We start from the raw sequence: 15839 nt of genomic DNA on the forward strand, positions 1-15839 counted from the left end.
ACCCTATCCAGCTCAGGGCATGGAAAAGGGCCCCCGTCCGAAGACCGGACGGGGGCCCTTGCCGTGGCGTGGCGAGCCGCAGCGATCAGTGGTGGCCGTGGCCGCTCGTGATCTCCCTGTACTCCTCGACGGTGGGCTTCGGAATCTGGGACTCCTCGCCGTAGTACGCCTCGCTGAGCTTGGCGCGCAGTCGCTCGGAGCCCTTGACCTTGCGCTCGACGCCGTTCTCGTCGACCGTCGGGCCGATCTGGGCCGGCTTGTACTGCTCGTGCGCCGTGAGGGTGTGCAGGGCGTCCTGGCTGAGCGGCTCGTGCACCTCGATGAACTCACCGTGCGGCAGGCGCTTGATGATGCCCGACTCGCGGCCGTGCAGCACCTTGTCCTTGTCGCGGCGCTGGAGGCCGAGGCAGATCCGCTTGGTGGCGAGGAACACGAGGACCGGCACGACGAAGAAGCCGACGCGCACGAACCAGGTGATCGCGTTGATCGACAGGTGGAAGTGCGTGGCCCACAGGTCGTTGCCGCCACCGATCATCAGCACGAAGTACCAGGAGATCCACGCGGCGCCGAACGCGGTACGCGTCGGGGCGTTGCGCGGACGGTCCAGGATGTGGTGCTCGCGCTTGTCGCCGGTGACCCAGGACTCGATGAACGGGTAGACCGCGATCGCGACCAGGACCAGCGGGAAGATCACCAGCGGGATGAACACGCCCAGGACGAGCGTGTGGCCCCAGAGGTTGATCTCCCAGCCCGGCATCGTACGGATCAGGCCCTCGGAGAAGCCCATGTACCAGTCGGGCTGGGCGCCGGTGGACACCTGGTCCGGACGGTAGGGGCCCATGGCCCAGATCGGGTTGATCGAGGCGATCGCCGCGATGGCCGTGATGACGCCGAAGACCAGGAAGAAGAAGCCGCCGGCCTTCGCCATGTACACGGGCAGCAGGGGCATGCCGACGACGTTGTTGTTCGTCTTGCCGGGGCCCGCGAACTGCGTGTGCTTGTGGTAGAAGACCAGGATCAGGTGGCCCACCATCAGGCCGAGCATGATGCCCGGCAGCAGCAGGATGTGGACCGAGTAGAACCGGGCCACGAAGTCGCCGCCCGGGAACTCGCCGCCGAAGAGGAACATCGACAGGTACGTACCGACGATCGGCACGGACAGGATCGCGCCCTCCATGAAGCGGACACCGGTGCCGGAGAGCAGGTCGTCCGGGAGCGAGTAACCGGTGAAGCCGGTGAACATGCCCAGGACGAGCAGCAGGAAGCCGAAGATCCAGTTGACCTCACGCGGCTTGCGGAACGCGCCGGTGAAGAACACACGCATCATGTGCACGAACATGCCCGCGAGGAAGATCAGCGCGGCCCAGTGGTGGATCTGCCGGATCAGCAGACCACCGCGCACATCGAAGGAGATGTGCAGGGTCGAGTTGAACGCCTCGGACATCATCTGGCCCTGCAGCGGGATGTAGCTGCCGTGGTACTCCACCTCGTTCATCGACGGGTGGAAGAACAGCGTCAGATACACACCCGTGAGGATGAGGATGATGAAGCTGTACATGCACACTTCGCCCAACATGAACGACCAGTGGTCGGGGAAGATCTTGCGCATGTTGGTCTTGGCCAGGGAGTAGATCCCCAGCCGGCCGTCGGCCCAGTCGGCGACGCGCTCGCCGGCCGGCGCTTTGCCGCGCCGGGACTCGGTGTTCTCGTTGGTGCTCATCCGCGCTCCCAGAATGCAGGACCGACGGGCTCTTCGAAGTCGCCGAGCGCCTCGAGGTAGCCCTGGTCGTTCACGCCGATGCGCAGCTGCGGCAGGGCGTGACCGGCGGGGCCGAAGATCACCCGGGCGCCGTCGGACAGGTCGAAGGTGGACTGGTGGCAGGGGCACAGCACGTGGTGCGTCTGCTGCTCGTACAGCGAGATCGGGCAACCGACGTGGGTGCAGATCTTCGAGTACGCGACGATGCCCTCGTGCGACCACTCGAGCTCGCGCTTGTCCTTGATGTTGTCCGGCTGGATCCGGACGATCATCAGGGCCGCCTTGGCGATCTCGGTCTGGAAGTTCTCGTCGTGCTCCTCCAGGCCCTCGGGCTTGGCGAAGGTGAGCGAGCCGACCGCGACGTCGGAGGCACGCAGCGGCTCGTTGGTGTTCATGTTGACGAGCAGCTTGCCCTTGGACCACAGCGTGTGGCGCAGCTTGGTCCCGGGCAGCGGGCCGAGGTCGCGCAGCAGCATGACGCCGGAGAGCGGGAACAGGGCCAGCGCACCGAACATCGTGTTGCGGATGAGCTTGCGGCGGCCGAGCGCGGACTCCTTGGCGCCCTGCTTGAAGTCGGCCATGACCTTGGCCTTGACCTCGGGGGACGCCTCGATCGGGTGCCGCTCGTCGGCGATCTCCACGTCGGACATCAGGGTGCGGGCCCAGTGGACCGCGCCCGCGCCGATGGCGAACAGCGCGAGGCCCAGGGTCAGGCCCAGCGCGAAGTTCAGCGCGTTGATGTGCCCGAGCGGGAACACGAAGATCGACTTGTCGTGCGGGATCGCCACGTACGAGGCGATGAAGCCGACCGTGGCCAGCATCGAGACCGTGAACAGCATGGCCACCACACGCTCGGACCGCTTGGCGGCCCGCTCGTCGATGTCCTGCACCCGGTGCTCGTGGGGCGGCAGACCGGGGTCCGCGAACGGGTTCTGCTCGTCCGCGAGGCTTACGGTGCCGTGCGCGTCCTGCTCAGCGGGCAGGTTCTCTTCTGGAATGTCTTGGCTACTCATGACTTCTTGGCCTTTGCGGTCCGAGCGGCGACCCAGACGGCGACCGCGATCAGCGCGCCGAGTCCGAAGATCCAGGCGAACAGGCCCTCGGAGACCGGGCCGAGTCCGCCCAGCTCAAGGCCGCCGGGGCTCTCGGTGTCGTCACCGTTGACCGCGTTCAGGTACGCGATGATGTCCTTCTTGTTCTGCTGCGACATCGTGGTGTCGGGGAACGACGGCATGTTCTGCGGGCCGGTCTGCATGGCCTCGTAGATGTGCTTCGGGGCGACGCCCTCGAGGCTCGGCGCGAACTTGCCGTGCGTCAGCGCACCGCCCTTGCCGGTGAAGTTGTGGCACTGCGCGCAGTTGGTGCGGAACAGCTCGCCACCCTTGGCGATGTCGGCACCGTCCGGGCCGTACTGCGCCGCCGTCGGGATGGACGGGCCGGCGCCGAGGGAGGAGATGTACGCGGCGAGCTGGTCGATCTCGGCCTGCGAGTAGATGACCTTCTTCTTCGGGACCTGAGCGCCCGGCTGCTGGGCCGGCATACGGCCGGTGCCGACCTGGAAGTCGACGGCCGCGGCGCCCACGCCCACGAGGCTCGGACCGTCGGAGGTGCCCTGACCGCCGGTGCCGTGGCAGCTGGCGCAGCCCACGGAGTAGAGCTTCTTGCCCTCGTCGATGGCAAGGGACTGGGCGGTGTCATCGGCCTGCGCCTTGCTCGCGGGTGCGAACGCGGCGTACAGCCCCCCTGTGCATGCCAGCGCGAGGAGTAGGACGACGAGAGCCGCCATGGGATGGCGTCGTCGTGCGGAGAGCTTTTTCACGGATTACCCCGGTGTCAGGATCTTCTGCGTCGATGCTTGTGGGTTGTGCGCCGCGCGGGCGCACGCGGGAACGGGCCCGGCTACTTGATCAGGTAGATCGTGGCGAAGAGGCCGATCCACACGACATCGACGAAGTGCCAGTAGTAGGACACGACGATGGCCGCGGTCGCCTGCTCGTGGGTGAACCTCTTGGCCGCGTAGGTGCGGCCGAGAACGAACAGGAAGGCGATGAGGCCGCCCGTCACGTGCATGCCGTGGAACCCGGTGGTCAGGTAGAACACCGAGCCGTACGGGTCGGAGGACAGCGAGATGCCGTCCTTCTTCACCAGCTCCGTGTACTCGAAGATCTGACCGCCGATGAAGATCGCACCCATCACGAACGTGATGATGAACCAGCCCCGGAGCTTCTTCACGTCCCCGCGCTCGGCGGCGAACACGCCGAGCTGGCAGGTCAGGGAGGAGAGCACCAGGATCGTGGTGTTGGTCGCGGAGAACGGAATGTTGAGATGACTCGCCATCTCCTTCCAGTGATCCGGACCGGTCACCGATCGCAGGGTGAAGTACATCGCGAAGAGGGCCGCGAAGAACATCAGCTCGGAACTCAGCCAGATGATGGTTCCGACGCTGGTGAGGTTCGGCCGGTTGACCGACGGGTGCGCGTGCCCGGTTTCTACTGTCGTTGCTGTCGCCACGACCGACATTATGTCGGTCGCTTATCCCGCCCTCACTCCGGGGGGTGCCGTTCGGAGTGTTGCTGCCGTCCATACCGGTGTTGACGTGGTGTTGAACGGAGTAACATCCGCCCCATCGGGCCTTTCCGTACGACGCTGACGTCTCGGAGGAACTATGCAGCCGACCGCCACGGTGCTGGTCTACAGCGACGACTCCAACACCCGCGAACAGGTGCGGCTCGCGACCGGGCGCAGGCCCGCTCCCGACGTTCCCGTCGTCGAGTTCCTGGAGTGTGCGACGCCGGCCGCCGTCATCAAGGAGCTGGACCGGGGCGGGATCGACGTGTGCGTCCTGGACGGTGAGGCCGTGCCCATGGGGGGCATGGGGATGTGCCGGCAGATCAAGGACGAGGTGTTCAACTGCCCGCCGGTGCTTCTGCTCATCGGGCGGCCTCAGGATGCCTGGCTGGCCACGTGGAGTCGGGCGGATGCCGCTGTGACGTTGCCTGTGGAGCCTGTCGAGTTCGCCTCGGCGTTGGCTTCTCTGCTCCGGCGCAAGGCTCTTCAGCAGAGCGCCTGAGAGCTCGGGACGGCCCGTGGTTCGGCGACTGCGGGCCGTTTGTGGCTTGTCGCGCCCACGGCGGCGGAGCCGCAGATCGACACGGCCACGCGCCCCTGAAGGGATGCTCAAACCGCCGTCGGGCGTAGCCGTGCAGCATCGTCCGGGCTCGGGCCGTCGGGTTTGCCGGCCACCAGGGCGCTGCCCTGCCGCCACTCCTTCCAGGCCAGGTTCCAGTCGCCGAAGCCGTTGCCGAAGGGCTCCATGGTCTCGCCGTTGGAGTTGATGACCTTCACCACGTCGCCCTCGTGGACGGTGTTGAAGAACCACTCGGCGTTGGCGGTGCTCATGCCGGTGCAGCCGTGGCTGACGTTGGCGTAGCCCTGGGAGCCCACGGACCAGGGGGCGGCGTGGACGTACTCGCCGCTCCAGGTGAGGCGGGTGGCCCAGTAGACGGGCAGGTCGTAGGAGTCGGCGCTGCCCTCGGCGATGCCCACGGTGGCGCTGCGCATGCGTACGAAGGACTGCTTGCCCAGTACGACCTTGACGCCGTTGCGGGTCTCGAAGCCGGGCTTGCCGGTGGTGACGGGGACCTCCCTGATGTCCTCGCCGTTCTTGTACACCGTCATGGAGTGCGCCGCGGCGTCGGTGACGGCGACGAGGCTGTCGCCGATGGTGAGCTTCAGCGGCTTGCTCCTGGCGCCCCACAGGCGGTCGCCGACCTTGATGCCGTCCAGGTTGCTGTGCACCTGGACGGTGGCGTGAGCGGGCCAGTAGTCCTTGGGGCGGTAGTGGAGTTCCTTGTCGTCCACCCAGTGCCAGGCGCCCTGCACGGCGGGCACGGAGTCCACCCGTAGGGCCCGTTCGACGATGGCGCGCTGTGCCCTGTCCCTGACGGGCTGGTCGAGTTGGGCGGTGACGGGCTGCCCGACGCCGTACTCGCCGGAGTCGGGGCCGAACTTCACATTCAGGCGCTTCTTGGTGGTGGGGGTGCTGGTGTCGAAGGTGAGGACCTTGCGGCCCGGCGCCCCGTCCTCGTCCTCGGTGCTCACCCGGACCGTGTAGTGGGCGTTGGCGGCGAGCGGGGAGGTGCTGTGCCAGTGGGTGCCGTCGGCGGAGAGTTCGCCCGCCACGAAGCGGCCTGCGGCGTCCGTGGCGGTGACGTCCGTGAGGTGGCCGCCGTCCCCGGCGGTGACCTCCAGGGCCTTGTCCGGGTCGGCCTTCTTCCCGTCACCACCCTTGAGGCCGTTGAGGGAGACCTGGTCCGTCGCGTCGTACGGCTTGCCGGCCAGCGGGTTGCCCCCGCTGCTGCAAGCGGTGCCGCCCGCGCCGAGGGCGATCAACAGCAGAGTGCAGCTGACGACGGTGCGGGTGCGCGGAGAGTGGTTCATGTCCCTCACGCTATGGACGTTCGTCAAGGACGGCGCGCGGGGTAATCCGTACGAGGGAACGGTATTGAGGCAAAAGTGGGAGCCCGGACGCTCCTTACGGAGTGTCCGGGCTCCCTGTGGGCCCTGCGCGTGCTACTGGGTGCGGTTCTCACCGCGGTAGTACTCGAAGACCCAGCCGTACAGGCCGATCATGATGATCGGCGCGGAGAAGTACAGCAGCCACCAGCCGATCGCGATCGACAGGAAGGCGAGCGCACCACCGACCCCGAGGGCCAGCGGCTGCCAGCTGTGCGGGCTGAAGAACCCGACCTCGCCGGCGTCGTCCGCGACGTCCGCCTCCTTGTTGTCCATGGCACCCGCGTCGACCCGCTTGGCCGTGAAGCCGAGGTAGAAGCCGACCATGATGCACAGACCGAAGGCCAGGAAGAGCGCCGTGGTACCGGCCGGCTCCTTCGACCACACGCCATAGACCACTGCCATGGCGAGGACGAAGACGCTCAGCCACATGAACATCTTGCCCTGAACCTTCACTTGCCGGCCTCCTTGCCACCAGCCAGAGCCTTCTCACCGTGAGGCGCGTTCTCGAGCTGGTCGAGAGCGGCGATCTCAGGGTGGTGCAGGTCGAACGCCGGGGATTCGCTGCGGATCCGCGGCAGGGTGAGGAAGTTGTGCCGCGGCGGCGGGCAGGACGTCGCCCACTCGAGCGAGCGGCCGTAGCCCCACGGGTCGTCGACGCCCACCGGCTTGCCGTACTTGGCCGTCTTCCACACGTTGTAGAGGAACGGCAGGATCGACATGCCGAGCAGGAACGAGCTGATCGTCGAGATCGTGTTCAGGGCGGTGAAGCCGTCGGCCGCGAGGTAGTCCGCGTAACGACGGGGCATGCCCTCGGCACCCAGCCAGTGCTGGACCAGGAAGGTGCCGTGGAAGCCGACGAACAGCGTCCAGAAGGTGATCTTGCCGAGGCGCTCGTCGAGCATCTTGCCGGTCATCTTCGGCCACCAGAAGTGGAAGCCGGAGAACATCGCGAAGACGACGGTGCCGAAGACGACGTAGTGGAAGTGGGCCACCACGAAGTACGAGTCCGAGACGTGGAAGTCCATCGGCGGCGAGGCCAGGATGACACCCGTCAGACCACCGAAGGTGAAGGTGACCAGGAAGCCGGTCGCCCAGAGCATCGGGGTCTCGAAGGACAGGGACCCCTTCCACATCGTTCCGATCCAGTTGAAGAACTTCACGCCGGTCGGTACGGCGATGAGGAACGTCATGAAGGAGAAGAACGGCAGCAGCACACCGCCGGTGACGTACATGTGGTGGGCCCACACGGTCACGGACAGACCCGCGATGGCGATGGTCGCGCCGATCAGGCCCATGTAGCCGAACATCGGCTTGCGGGAGAAGACCGGGATGACCTCGGAGATGATGCCGAAGAACGGCAGCGCGATGATGTACACCTCTGGATGGCCGAAGAACCAGAAGAGGTGTTGCCACAGCAACGCGCCGCCGTTGGCCGCGTCGAAGACATGCGCCCCGAACTTCCGATCCGCCTCCAGCGCGAACAGCGCGGCGGCGAGGACGGGGAAGGCGAGCAGGACCAGCACCGCGGTCAGCAGCACGTTCCACACGAAGATCGGCATGCGGAACATGGTCATGCCCGGCGCGCGCATGCAGATGATGGTGGTGATGAAGTTGACCGCACCGAGGATCGTGCCGAAGCCGGAGAAGGCCAGACCCATGATCCACAGGTCGGCGCCGACGCCCGGGCTGCGGACCGCGTCCGACAGCGGGGAGTAGGCGAACCAGCCGAAGTCGGCCGCACCCTGCGGGGTGAGGAAGCCGCCCACCGCGATCGTCGAGCCGAACAGGTAGAGCCAGTAGGCGAACATGTTCAGCCGCGGGAACGCCACGTCGGGCGCGCCGATCTGCAGCGGCATGATCCAGTTGGTGAAGCCCGCGAACAGCGGCGTCGCGAACATCAGCAGCATGATCGTGCCGTGCATCGTGAACGCCTGGTTGAACTGCTCGTTCGACATGATCTGCAGGCCCGGACGGGCCAGCTCGGCGCGCATCAGCAGCGCCATCACGCCGCCGATCAGGAAGAACGCGAACGACGTGACGAGGTAGAGCGTCCCGATCGTCTTGTGGTCAGTGGTGGTGAGCCACTTGATGACCACGTTGCCGGGCCGCTTGCGCCGGACCGGCAGCTCGTCCGCGTAGTGGGACTCTGCCGCGGCGCCCTGGGGTTCGTTGACGATGCTCACAGGTTGTTCGTCTCCCGGTTCTTCTCGTGGCTCGTCTGCGCGATGCCGGCGGGAACGTAACCGGTCTGCCCCTTCTTGGCGAGGTCCTTGAGGTGCTGCTCGTAGCGCTCCGGGGAGACGACCTTCACGTTGAACAGCATCCGGGAGTGGTCGACGCCGCAGAGCTCGGCGCACTTGCCCAGGAAGGTGCCCTCCTTGTTGGGGGTCACCTGGAAGGAGTTGGTGTGGCCCGGGATGACGTCCATCTTCATCAGGAACGGCACCACCCAGAAGGAGTGGATGACGTCACGCGAGGTCAGGACGAAGCGGACCGTCTTGCCCTTGGGCAGCCACAGCGTCGGACCCGGGTTGCCGGTCTGCGGGTTCCGCGTGGCCGGCGTGCCGACGTCGTAGACACCGCCTGCGTTGGCCGGGAACTCGTTCTTGAAGCGGTCCGGAATCGCGGCCAGGTTGCTGTCGGTCTTCGCGTCACCGGTGACACCGGGGACCGGCTCGATGTAGTTGAAGCCCCAGCTCCACTGGAAGCCGACGACGTTCACAGTGACGTCGGGCTTCTTGTCGGAGAGGCTGAGCAGCTTCGACTCGTCGCGGGCCGTGAAGTAGAACAGCACCGAGACGATGACGAGCGGAACCACCGTGTACAGCGCCTCGATCGGCATGTTGTACCGGGTCTGCGGAGGAACCTCGACCTTGGTGCGGCTGCGCCGATGGAAGATCGCGCTCCAGATGATCAGACCCCACACCAGCACGCCGACGGCGAGCGCGGCAGCCCAGGAGCCCTGCCACAGGGAGAGGATCCGCGGAGCCTCTTCCGTGGTCGGGGTGGGCATACCAAGGCGGGGGAAGTCCTTGTATGTGCAACCGGTGGCGGTCGCCAGGACCAGGCCCGCGGTCATTGCCTGCAGCAGCTTCCGCCGCATCGGGCGCCGCGGCGAGCGGTCGGAGCCGTTGGGACTCACGTAGCGCCTTCCCGAGAGTCTCGCCCGCGCGGTTGGCTGCGGCCTGCCTTCTTCGGTGGTCGGTCGCCGCCCTGCGTCGGGCAGGGGTTTGGATGTTTATGCGGACCAAACCCTAGCCGACGCCCTCCGGGGGTTCGCGGGGAGGGGGGCCTAGTCACTCCGGGGGTTCGCTGGATTGGCGGCTGCGGGTCGGTGGGGGCTGGTCGCGCCCCGCGGCGGAGCCGCTGATGTCATCGCCCCGCGCCCCTGTAGGCCACTGCAGCCAGGGACGTCATAGCGTTTACGTATGTCCTATTTCGACGCCGCTTCCTCCACGCCTCTCCATCCCGTTGCCCGTCAGGCGCTGTTGGCCTCCTTGGATGAAGGGTGGGCCGACCCTGCACGGCTGTATCGCGAAGGCCGGCGGGCTCGGATGCTGCTGGATGCGGCTCGGGAAGCGGCCGCCGAGGCCGTGGGATGCCGGGCCGACGAGCTGGTTTTCACGTCTTCCGGGACCCGGGCCGTGCATGCCGGGATTGCGGGGGCGTTGGCTGGGCGTCACCGGATTGGGCGTCACCTGATCGTGTCGGCGGTCGAACACTCCTCGGTGCTTCATGCGGCTGACGCGCACGCGGTCGGCGGTGGGAGCGTGACGCAGATCGAGGTGGACCGGCAGGGCAGGGTGACGCCGGCGGCGTACGCGGACGCCCTGCGCCCGGACACCGCGCTGGCCTGTCTTCAGTCGGCCAACCACGAAGTGGGGACCGAGCAGCCGGTGGCCGAAGTGGCTGCGGTGTGCCGGGAGTCCGGGGTGCCGTTGCTGGTGGATGCGGCGCAGTCGCTCGGGTGGGGGCCGGTGGAGGGCGACTGGTCGCTGCTTGCAGCCAGTGCGCACAAGTGGGGCGGGCCCTCGGGGGTGGGGCTGCTGGTCGTACGAAAGGGGGTGCGGTTCGTGTCGCAAGGGCCTGCGGACGAGCGCGAGTCGGGGCGGGCCGCCGGGTTCGAGAATCTGCCGGGGATCGTGGCGGCAGCCGCCTCGCTGCGGGCGGTGCGGGCGGAGGCGGAGCAAGAGGCGGTACGGCTGCGGGAGCTGACGGAGCGGATCCGGGTGCGGGTGCCGCGGTCGGTGCCGGACGTGGAGGTGGTCGGGGATCCGGAGCGGCGACTGCCGGGGATCGTCACCTTTTCCTGTCTCTATGTCGACGGGGAGACATTGCTGCACGAGCTGGACCGGGAGGGTTTCTCCGTTTCCTCCGGGTCGTCCTGCACCAGCAGCACGCTGACGCCCAGCCATGTGTTGAAGGCGATGGGGGTGCTGAGTGAGGGGAATGTGCGGGTATCACTGCCGATGGGGACGCCGGAGGAGGACGTCGAGCGGTTCCTGGCGGTGCTGCCGGGGGCGGTGGCCGGGGTGCGGGAGAAGCTGGGGGCGCCGGTTGCGGCGGCGGCCGTGCGGCAGGACGACGCGCTGGTCGTCGACGCGCTCGGCAAGCGCTGCCCGATCCCCGTCATCGAGCTCGCCAAGGTCATCGGGGACGTGCCGGTGGGCGGCACGGTGCGCGTCCTGTCCGACGACGAGGCGGCGCGGCTGGACATCCCGGCGTGGTGCGAGATGCGGGGCCAGGAGTACGTGGGTGAGGAGCCGGCGGACCACGGTGCTGCGTACGTGGTCCGCCGGGTCTCCTAGCTCAGGCCAGGTGCTTCTGGACCTCGGCGGCGGCCTCGTCGCCGTAGGCCTTCGCGAACCGGTCCATGAAGTGGGCGCGCCGCAGCTGGTACTCCTGGGTGCCGACCGTCTCGATGACGAGCGTGGCGAGCATGCAGCCGACCTGAGCCGCGCGCTCCAGGGAGACGCCCCAGGCGAGACCGGACAGGAAGCCGGCGCGGAAGGCGTCGCCGACGCCCGTGGGGTCGGCCTTGCGCTCCTCCTCCGCGCAGCCGACCTCGATCGGGTCCTCGCCGGCCCTCTCGATGCGGACGCCTCGGGAGCCGAGGGTGGTGACGCGGTGGCCGACCTTGGCGAGGATCTCGGCGTCGCTCCAACCGGTCTTGGACTCGATCAGGCCCTTCTCGTACTCGTTCGAGAAGAGGTACGTGGCGCCCTCCAGCAGTATCCGGATCTCGTCGCCGTTCATCCGGGCGATCTGCTGGGAGAAGTCGGCGGCGAAGGGGATGGACCGGGAGCGGCACTCCTCGGTGTGGCGGAGCATCGCCTCCGGGTCGTCGGCGCCGATCAGGACCAGGTCGAGGCCGCCCACGCGGTCCGCGACGGTCTTCAGCTCGATCTGGCGGGCCTCGCTCATGGCGCCCGTGTAGAACGAGCCGATCTGGTTGTGGTCCGAGTCCGTGGTGCACACGAAGCGGGCGGTGTGCAGGGTCTCGGAGATGCGGACCGAGTCGGTGTCGACGCCGTGCCGGTCCAGCCAGGCGCGGTACTCGTCGAAGTCGAAGCCGGCGGCGCCGACCAGGATGGGGGTGGTGCCGAGCTGACCCATGCCGAAGGCGATGTTGGCGCCGACGCCGCCCCGGCGTACGTCGAGGTTGTCGACCAGGAAGGAGAGCGAGACCGTGTGCAGCTGGTCCGCGACGAGCTGGTCGGCGAAGCGGCCGGGGAAGGTCATGAGGTGGTCGGTGGCGATGGAGCCGGTGACTGCGATGCGCACGGCGAGGACTCTCCTGTGAGAGACGGGAGCGTGGATTGACAGTTCACGCTACCGGGTCGCCGCCAGGCTCTGAAGTGGCCAAAACTACCCGATAGTAGATCTTTCTCGGTCGGCTGCCGCGTGCATACGGTTCCGGTATGACGAACCTGAAGGTCCATGCCCCGGTCCCGGTCGACCTGGAAGGCGACCTTGCGTCGCTGCGCGGCGACTGCGCCCGGATGGTCCCCCACTGGGCCGCCCCCGACCGCATCACTTCCCGCCCGGTCTCCCCGTCACTCATCCACGGCGTCATCGTGCCGCCGAAGTCGGCGCGCCTGCTGGACTCGATGTCGGACTACGGCGACTGAGCACGGTCCGTAGGTCCGCCACGGCCCGGTAGCCGCGCCAGCGCATCCGAAGGGAACCGCGCGCTCCTCCGCTGCGTCCCATCGCCGTCCCCCGCCGAGGGGATGTGCGATACGACCCTCCCGCAGCCCGTTTTGACAGGGTCGGGTCAGGGTCACAGGACAGTTGTGCAGGCGAAGGAGCGATGCGGTGAACACCGAGCGACCCGACAACGACGCCCCGGACGAGAACGGCACCGCCGGCTCCACCGAGGACCAGGGTGCCGTGGCGGAGCAGGGCGCGGCGGGCGCCGGGGCTCCGGGCGACGCGGACGCTCCTGGGGAAGAAGCCGGCGCGGAACGTGGTGGGGCTGCGGAAAAGGGCACCGAGGTCGGGGCGACCGGCGCGGTTGAGGAAACCGGCTTGGGCGGGGCGACCGCCGGGGGCGAGGGACTCGACGCCGGCACGGAGAAGACGGGGGCCGAGGGGCTCGACGCCGGCACGGAGAAGACCGGGGCCCAGGGGCTCGACGCCGGCACGGAGAAGACCGGGGCCGAGGGGCGGGGCGACGAGGCCGAGGCGACCGGCGCAGGAGAGGCGACCGGCGTCGGCGAGGAAACCGCCGAGGTCGGGGCGACCGCCCGGGTTGAGGGACCAGACCCCGGCACGGAGAAGACCGGGGCTCAGGGGGAGGCCGACGAGGCCGAGGCGAGCGGCGCAGGAGAGTCGACCGGCGCCGGCGAGGAAACCGCCGAGGTCGGGGCGACCGCCCGGGTTGAGGGACCAGACCCCGGCACGGAGAAGACCGGGGCTCAGGGGGAGGCCGACGAGGTCGGGACGGCCGGTGCAGGAGAGGCGACCGGCAAGGTCGTTGCGACCGGCGCGCTTGAGGAAGCCCGCTCGGGCGAAGTGACCGCCCAGGTTGAGGGACCAAACCCCGGCACGGAGCAGACCGGGGCTCAGGGGCAGGCCGACGAGGTCGGGACGGCCGGTGCAGGAGAGGCGACCGGCAAGGTCGTTGCGACCGGCGCGCTTGAGGAAGCCCGCTCGGGCGAAGTGACCGCCGAGGCCGGGGCGACCGCCCAGGTCGAGGGACCCGGCGCCGGCGCGGAGAAGACCGGGGCCCAGGGGGAAGGCGACGAGGCCGAGGCGACCGGCGCGGGAGAGTCGACCGGCGCCGGCGAGGAAACCGCCGAGGTCGGGGCGACCGCCCGGGTCGAGGAGCCCGGCGCGGGTGAGGCGACCACCGTGATCAGGGCGACCGCCCCAGAGGAGATCGCCGCGGGCAGGACGACCGCCGCGGCCGAAGCGACCGCCAGGACCGAAGAAACCACCGTGGCCGGAGCAGCCGCCGCGGCCGAAGCGACCGCCGGAACCGAAGAAACCGCCAGGACCGAAGAAACCGCCGCGGCCGGAGCAGTCGCCCCGGTCAAGGTGAACCAGGCCGCCGAGGAGACCCAGGTCGCCAAGGGGCCGGCCATCGCCGGGTCTCCGGCCGCCGCCGGCGATGGCGCCGAGATCCACGACGCCACGCCCGATCCGGACGCGGAGGAGCACCGTCCGTCCCGGCGCCGCTCCCCCGCGCTCATCGCCTCCGTGGCCGCTGCCGTGCTGCTGGTGGGCGGGGGCGGGGCGTACCTCGCCGCATCGGCCTCCGGCGGGTCCGGCGGTCGTACCGACGCCGGGGCCTCCGGTGACGGCACCACTCCCCCGCCGCTCGCGCTCGACGGTTACTCCGAGGGTGGCACGAACGGGATCGCGCCAGGCGAGCCCAACCCGTACGGCGTCCGGTACAAGGCCGACGGCACCCTGCCCGACGGGCCGGACTCGGCGCCCGTGTACCGGGCGGCCGGCGAGGTCACCAAGGACGAGGTGGCGCGGCTGGCCAAGGCGCTCGGGCTGGACGGGACGCCGGTGGCGCAGGGCCAGGCCTGGCAGGTCGGGCCCGCCAAGGACGGATCCGGACCGAGCCTCGTGGTGGACAAGCAGGCGCCGGGGACCTGGACGTTCCACCGGTACGCCGCCGGCACCGACGCCTGTCGGAGCGCCATCGCATGTACGAAGGACCCCGCGAACCCGGCCGGCGCCACGGTCAGCGAGGCCACCGCGAAGAAGGCCGCGGCGCCGGTGCTGAAGGCGGTCGGCCAGGACGACGCGAAGGTGGACGCGAGCCAGGTCATGGGAGCCCAGCGGGTGGTGAATGCGAACCCCCTGGTCGGCGGGCTGCCCACCTACGGCTGGACGACCGGGCTGACCGTCGGCGCCCAGGGCGAAGTGGTGGGCGGCAGTGGGAAGTTGAAGGCGCCGGTGAAGGGCGACACGTACCCCGTGCTGGGTGCGCGGAAGACGCTGGACCTGATGAACGCGGCGCCCACGACCGACCACCGCATGGGCATCGGCGGCTGCGCCAGCCCCGTACCGCTGAAGGACCGGCTGGAGGCGCCGTGCGGGCAGTCGACGTCCGGGGCGGGTGCGACGCCGGCGAAGCAGACCGTCGCCGTGGACGGTGCGGTCTTCGGGCTGGCGGTGCATGCGGTGGACGGGCGGCAGGCACTGGTGCCGTCCTGGCTGTTCCAGGTGAAGGGCGCGGGCGCGCAGAACGGCTTCACGGTGACGTATCCGGCCGTCGACCCGAAGTACCTGGCCTCGAACTCTACGACGCCGTCCGGGCAGCCCACCCCTTCCACGAGCGCGCCGGCCACCCGTGACGTCAAGGTGGACTACTACACCGCCGACGGCAAGGACCTGACCGTGGGCTTCACGGGCGGTGTGTGCGCCGACTACGAGGCGACGGCGAGCGAGAGCTCTGGCCAGGTGACCGTGAAGGTGACCGAGACGCCGTGGAAGGGCAAGATCTGCATCATGATCGCCAAGGCGATCGAGAAGACGGTCCACCTGGACAAGCCGCTGGGCGACCGGAAGGTCGTCGGCACCGACGGCAAGCAGATTCTGCCGCCGAACCCGGGGCAGCGGCTGCCGGGGAAGACGGCCGGGGTGCAGTAAAGCCCGCCGGATACGCGAAGGCGGCGGCCCTGTCGGAGGGGGCCGCCGCCTTCGGTTCGTTCAGTTGTCCAGCAAGCGACAGGGCTTAGCTGAAGGAGTCGCCGCAGGCGCACGAGCCCGTCGCGTTCGGGTTGTCGATCGTGAAGCCCTGCTTCTCGATGGTGTCGACGAAGTCGATCGAGGCGCCGCCCAGGTACGGGGCGCTCATGCGGTCGGTGACGACCTTGACGCCGCCGAAGTCCTTGACCACGTCTCCGTCGAGGGAGCGCTCGTCGAAGAAGAGCTGGTAGCGCAGGCCGGAGCAGCCGCCGGGCTGAACGGCGACACGCAGGGCCAGGTCGTCACGGCCTTCCTGGTCGAGCAGGGCCTTGACCTTCGCCGCGGCGGCGTCGGACAGGATGATGCCGTCGGTGACGGTGCTGGTCTCGTCCGATACGGACATCTACATCTC

The 15839-nt window shown here is 68.8% G+C and carries 14 protein-coding genes; 4 read left to right on the plus strand and 10 right to left on the minus strand.

The features are described from left to right. Positions 1-85 precede the first annotated feature (85 nt). The 4 genes from qcrB to ctaE all read right to left on the minus strand — a co-directional run bounded on the left by qcrB (position 86) and on the right by ctaE (position 4279). Entirely contained in the window at positions 86-1720 is a 1635-nt protein-coding gene (qcrB, locus tag ABD355_RS36085) for a cytochrome bc1 complex cytochrome b subunit (protein WP_344405207.1), read from the minus strand. Continuing rightward, on the minus strand, positions 1717-2772 hold the full coding sequence (gene qcrA / locus ABD355_RS36090) for a cytochrome bc1 complex Rieske iron-sulfur subunit (protein WP_344405208.1): 1056 nt from the start codon (positions 2770-2772) through the stop codon (positions 1717-1719). Before qcrA ends, qcrB begins: the two co-directional genes overlap by 4 nt. Further along, positions 2769-3578, minus strand: coding sequence for a cytochrome bc1 complex diheme cytochrome c subunit (qcrC, locus tag ABD355_RS36095; protein ID WP_344405209.1), 810 nt, complete (start codon positions 3576-3578; stop codon positions 2769-2771). Before qcrC ends, qcrA begins: the two co-directional genes overlap by 4 nt. 80 nt (positions 3579-3658) lie before the next feature. After that, the gene (gene ctaE / locus ABD355_RS36100) at positions 3659-4279 is read right to left on the minus strand and encodes an aa3-type cytochrome oxidase subunit III (RefSeq protein WP_019062389.1); all 621 of its coding nucleotides are present in this window, start codon (positions 4277-4279) and stop codon (positions 3659-3661) included. 145 nt (positions 4280-4424) lie between these two features. On the opposite strand from ctaE, the gene ABD355_RS36105 reads away from it, so the two are divergent. Beyond that, positions 4425-4829: a response regulator gene (locus ABD355_RS36105; RefSeq protein WP_344405210.1), complete on the plus strand. Its 405-nt coding sequence runs from the start codon at positions 4425-4427 to the stop codon at positions 4827-4829. A gap of 107 nt (positions 4830-4936) precedes the next feature. Here ABD355_RS36105 and ABD355_RS36110 read toward each other — a convergent pair whose 3' ends face one another. The 4 genes from ABD355_RS36110 to ctaC all read right to left on the minus strand — a co-directional run bounded on the left by ABD355_RS36110 (position 4937) and on the right by ctaC (position 9419). Then, positions 4937-6199, minus strand: coding sequence for a L,D-transpeptidase (locus ABD355_RS36110; protein ID WP_344405211.1), 1263 nt, complete (start codon positions 6197-6199; stop codon positions 4937-4939). A gap of 132 nt (positions 6200-6331) precedes the next feature. After that, entirely contained in the window at positions 6332-6730 is a 399-nt protein-coding gene (locus tag ABD355_RS36115; protein WP_115908610.1) for an aa3-type cytochrome oxidase subunit IV, read from the minus strand. Continuing rightward, positions 6727-8460, minus strand: coding sequence for an aa3-type cytochrome oxidase subunit I (gene ctaD / locus ABD355_RS36120; protein ID WP_344405213.1), 1734 nt, complete (start codon positions 8458-8460; stop codon positions 6727-6729). The genes ABD355_RS36115 and ctaD overlap by 4 nt, the downstream gene beginning before the upstream one ends. Beyond that, positions 8457-9419 (minus strand): aa3-type cytochrome oxidase subunit II, encoded by a 963-nt coding sequence (ctaC, locus tag ABD355_RS36125; RefSeq protein WP_344405214.1) that lies wholly within the window; start codon positions 9417-9419, stop codon positions 8457-8459. Before ctaC ends, ctaD begins: the two co-directional genes overlap by 4 nt. Positions 9420-9705: 286 nt before the next feature. Here ctaC and ABD355_RS36130 point away from each other — a divergent pair, with 286 nt between their 5' ends. Beyond that, the gene (locus ABD355_RS36130) at positions 9706-11085 is read left to right on the plus strand and encodes a cysteine desulfurase/sulfurtransferase TusA family protein (protein WP_344405215.1); all 1380 of its coding nucleotides are present in this window, start codon (positions 9706-9708) and stop codon (positions 11083-11085) included. Between the two features lies 1 nt (position 11086). Here the strand turns inward: ABD355_RS36130 and ABD355_RS36135 are convergent, their stop codons facing one another. Then, positions 11087-12061: a carbohydrate kinase family protein gene (locus tag ABD355_RS36135; RefSeq protein ID WP_344405216.1), complete on the minus strand. Its 975-nt coding sequence runs from the start codon at positions 12059-12061 to the stop codon at positions 11087-11089. A gap of 137 nt (positions 12062-12198) precedes the next feature. Between ABD355_RS36135 and ABD355_RS36140 the strand changes: the two genes are divergently transcribed. Next, positions 12199-12408 carry a hypothetical protein gene (locus tag ABD355_RS36140; RefSeq protein ID WP_030932599.1) on the plus strand — a complete coding sequence of 70 codons (210 nt, stop codon included), beginning with the start codon at positions 12199-12201 and terminating at the stop codon, positions 12406-12408. A 187-nt stretch (positions 12409-12595) separates the two neighbouring features. After that, positions 12596-15388 carry a hypothetical protein gene (locus tag ABD355_RS44775; RefSeq protein ID WP_425585824.1) on the plus strand — a complete coding sequence of 931 codons (2793 nt, stop codon included), beginning with the start codon at positions 12596-12598 and terminating at the stop codon, positions 15386-15388. A gap of 85 nt (positions 15389-15473) precedes the next feature. On the opposite strand, the gene ABD355_RS36150 is transcribed toward ABD355_RS44775, so the two are convergent. Continuing rightward, positions 15474-15830: an iron-sulfur cluster assembly accessory protein gene (locus tag ABD355_RS36150; protein ID WP_030582488.1), complete on the minus strand. Its 357-nt coding sequence runs from the start codon at positions 15828-15830 to the stop codon at positions 15474-15476. Positions 15831-15839: the final 9 nt, after the last annotated feature.

The organism is Streptomyces longisporus, assembly GCF_039532765.1.
Lineage (GTDB): Bacteria > Actinomycetota > Actinomycetes > Streptomycetales > Streptomycetaceae > Streptomyces > Streptomyces longisporus.

Coding starts and splice junctions, on each gene's coding strand:
- qcrB (WP_344405207.1), bottom strand. CDS start 1,720: ATGAGCACCAACGAGAACACCGAGTCCCGGCGCGGCAAAGCGCCGGCC.
- qcrA (WP_344405208.1), bottom strand. CDS start 2,772: ATGAGTAGCCAAGACATTCCAGAAGAGAACCTGCCCGCTGAGCAGGAC.
- ctaE (WP_019062389.1), bottom strand. CDS start 4,279: ATGTCGGTCGTGGCGACAGCAACGACAGTAGAAACCGGGCACGCGCAC.
- ABD355_RS36105 (WP_344405210.1), top strand. CDS start 4,425: ATGCAGCCGACCGCCACGGTGCTGGTCTACAGCGACGACTCCAACACC.
- ABD355_RS36110 (WP_344405211.1), bottom strand. CDS start 6,199: ATGAACCACTCTCCGCGCACCCGCACCGTCGTCAGCTGCACTCTGCTG.
- ABD355_RS36130 (WP_344405215.1), top strand. CDS start 9,706: ATGTCCTATTTCGACGCCGCTTCCTCCACGCCTCTCCATCCCGTTGCC.
- ABD355_RS36140 (WP_030932599.1), top strand. CDS start 12,199: ATGACGAACCTGAAGGTCCATGCCCCGGTCCCGGTCGACCTGGAAGGC.
- ABD355_RS36150 (WP_030582488.1), bottom strand. CDS start 15,830: ATGTCCGTATCGGACGAGACCAGCACCGTCACCGACGGCATCATCCTG.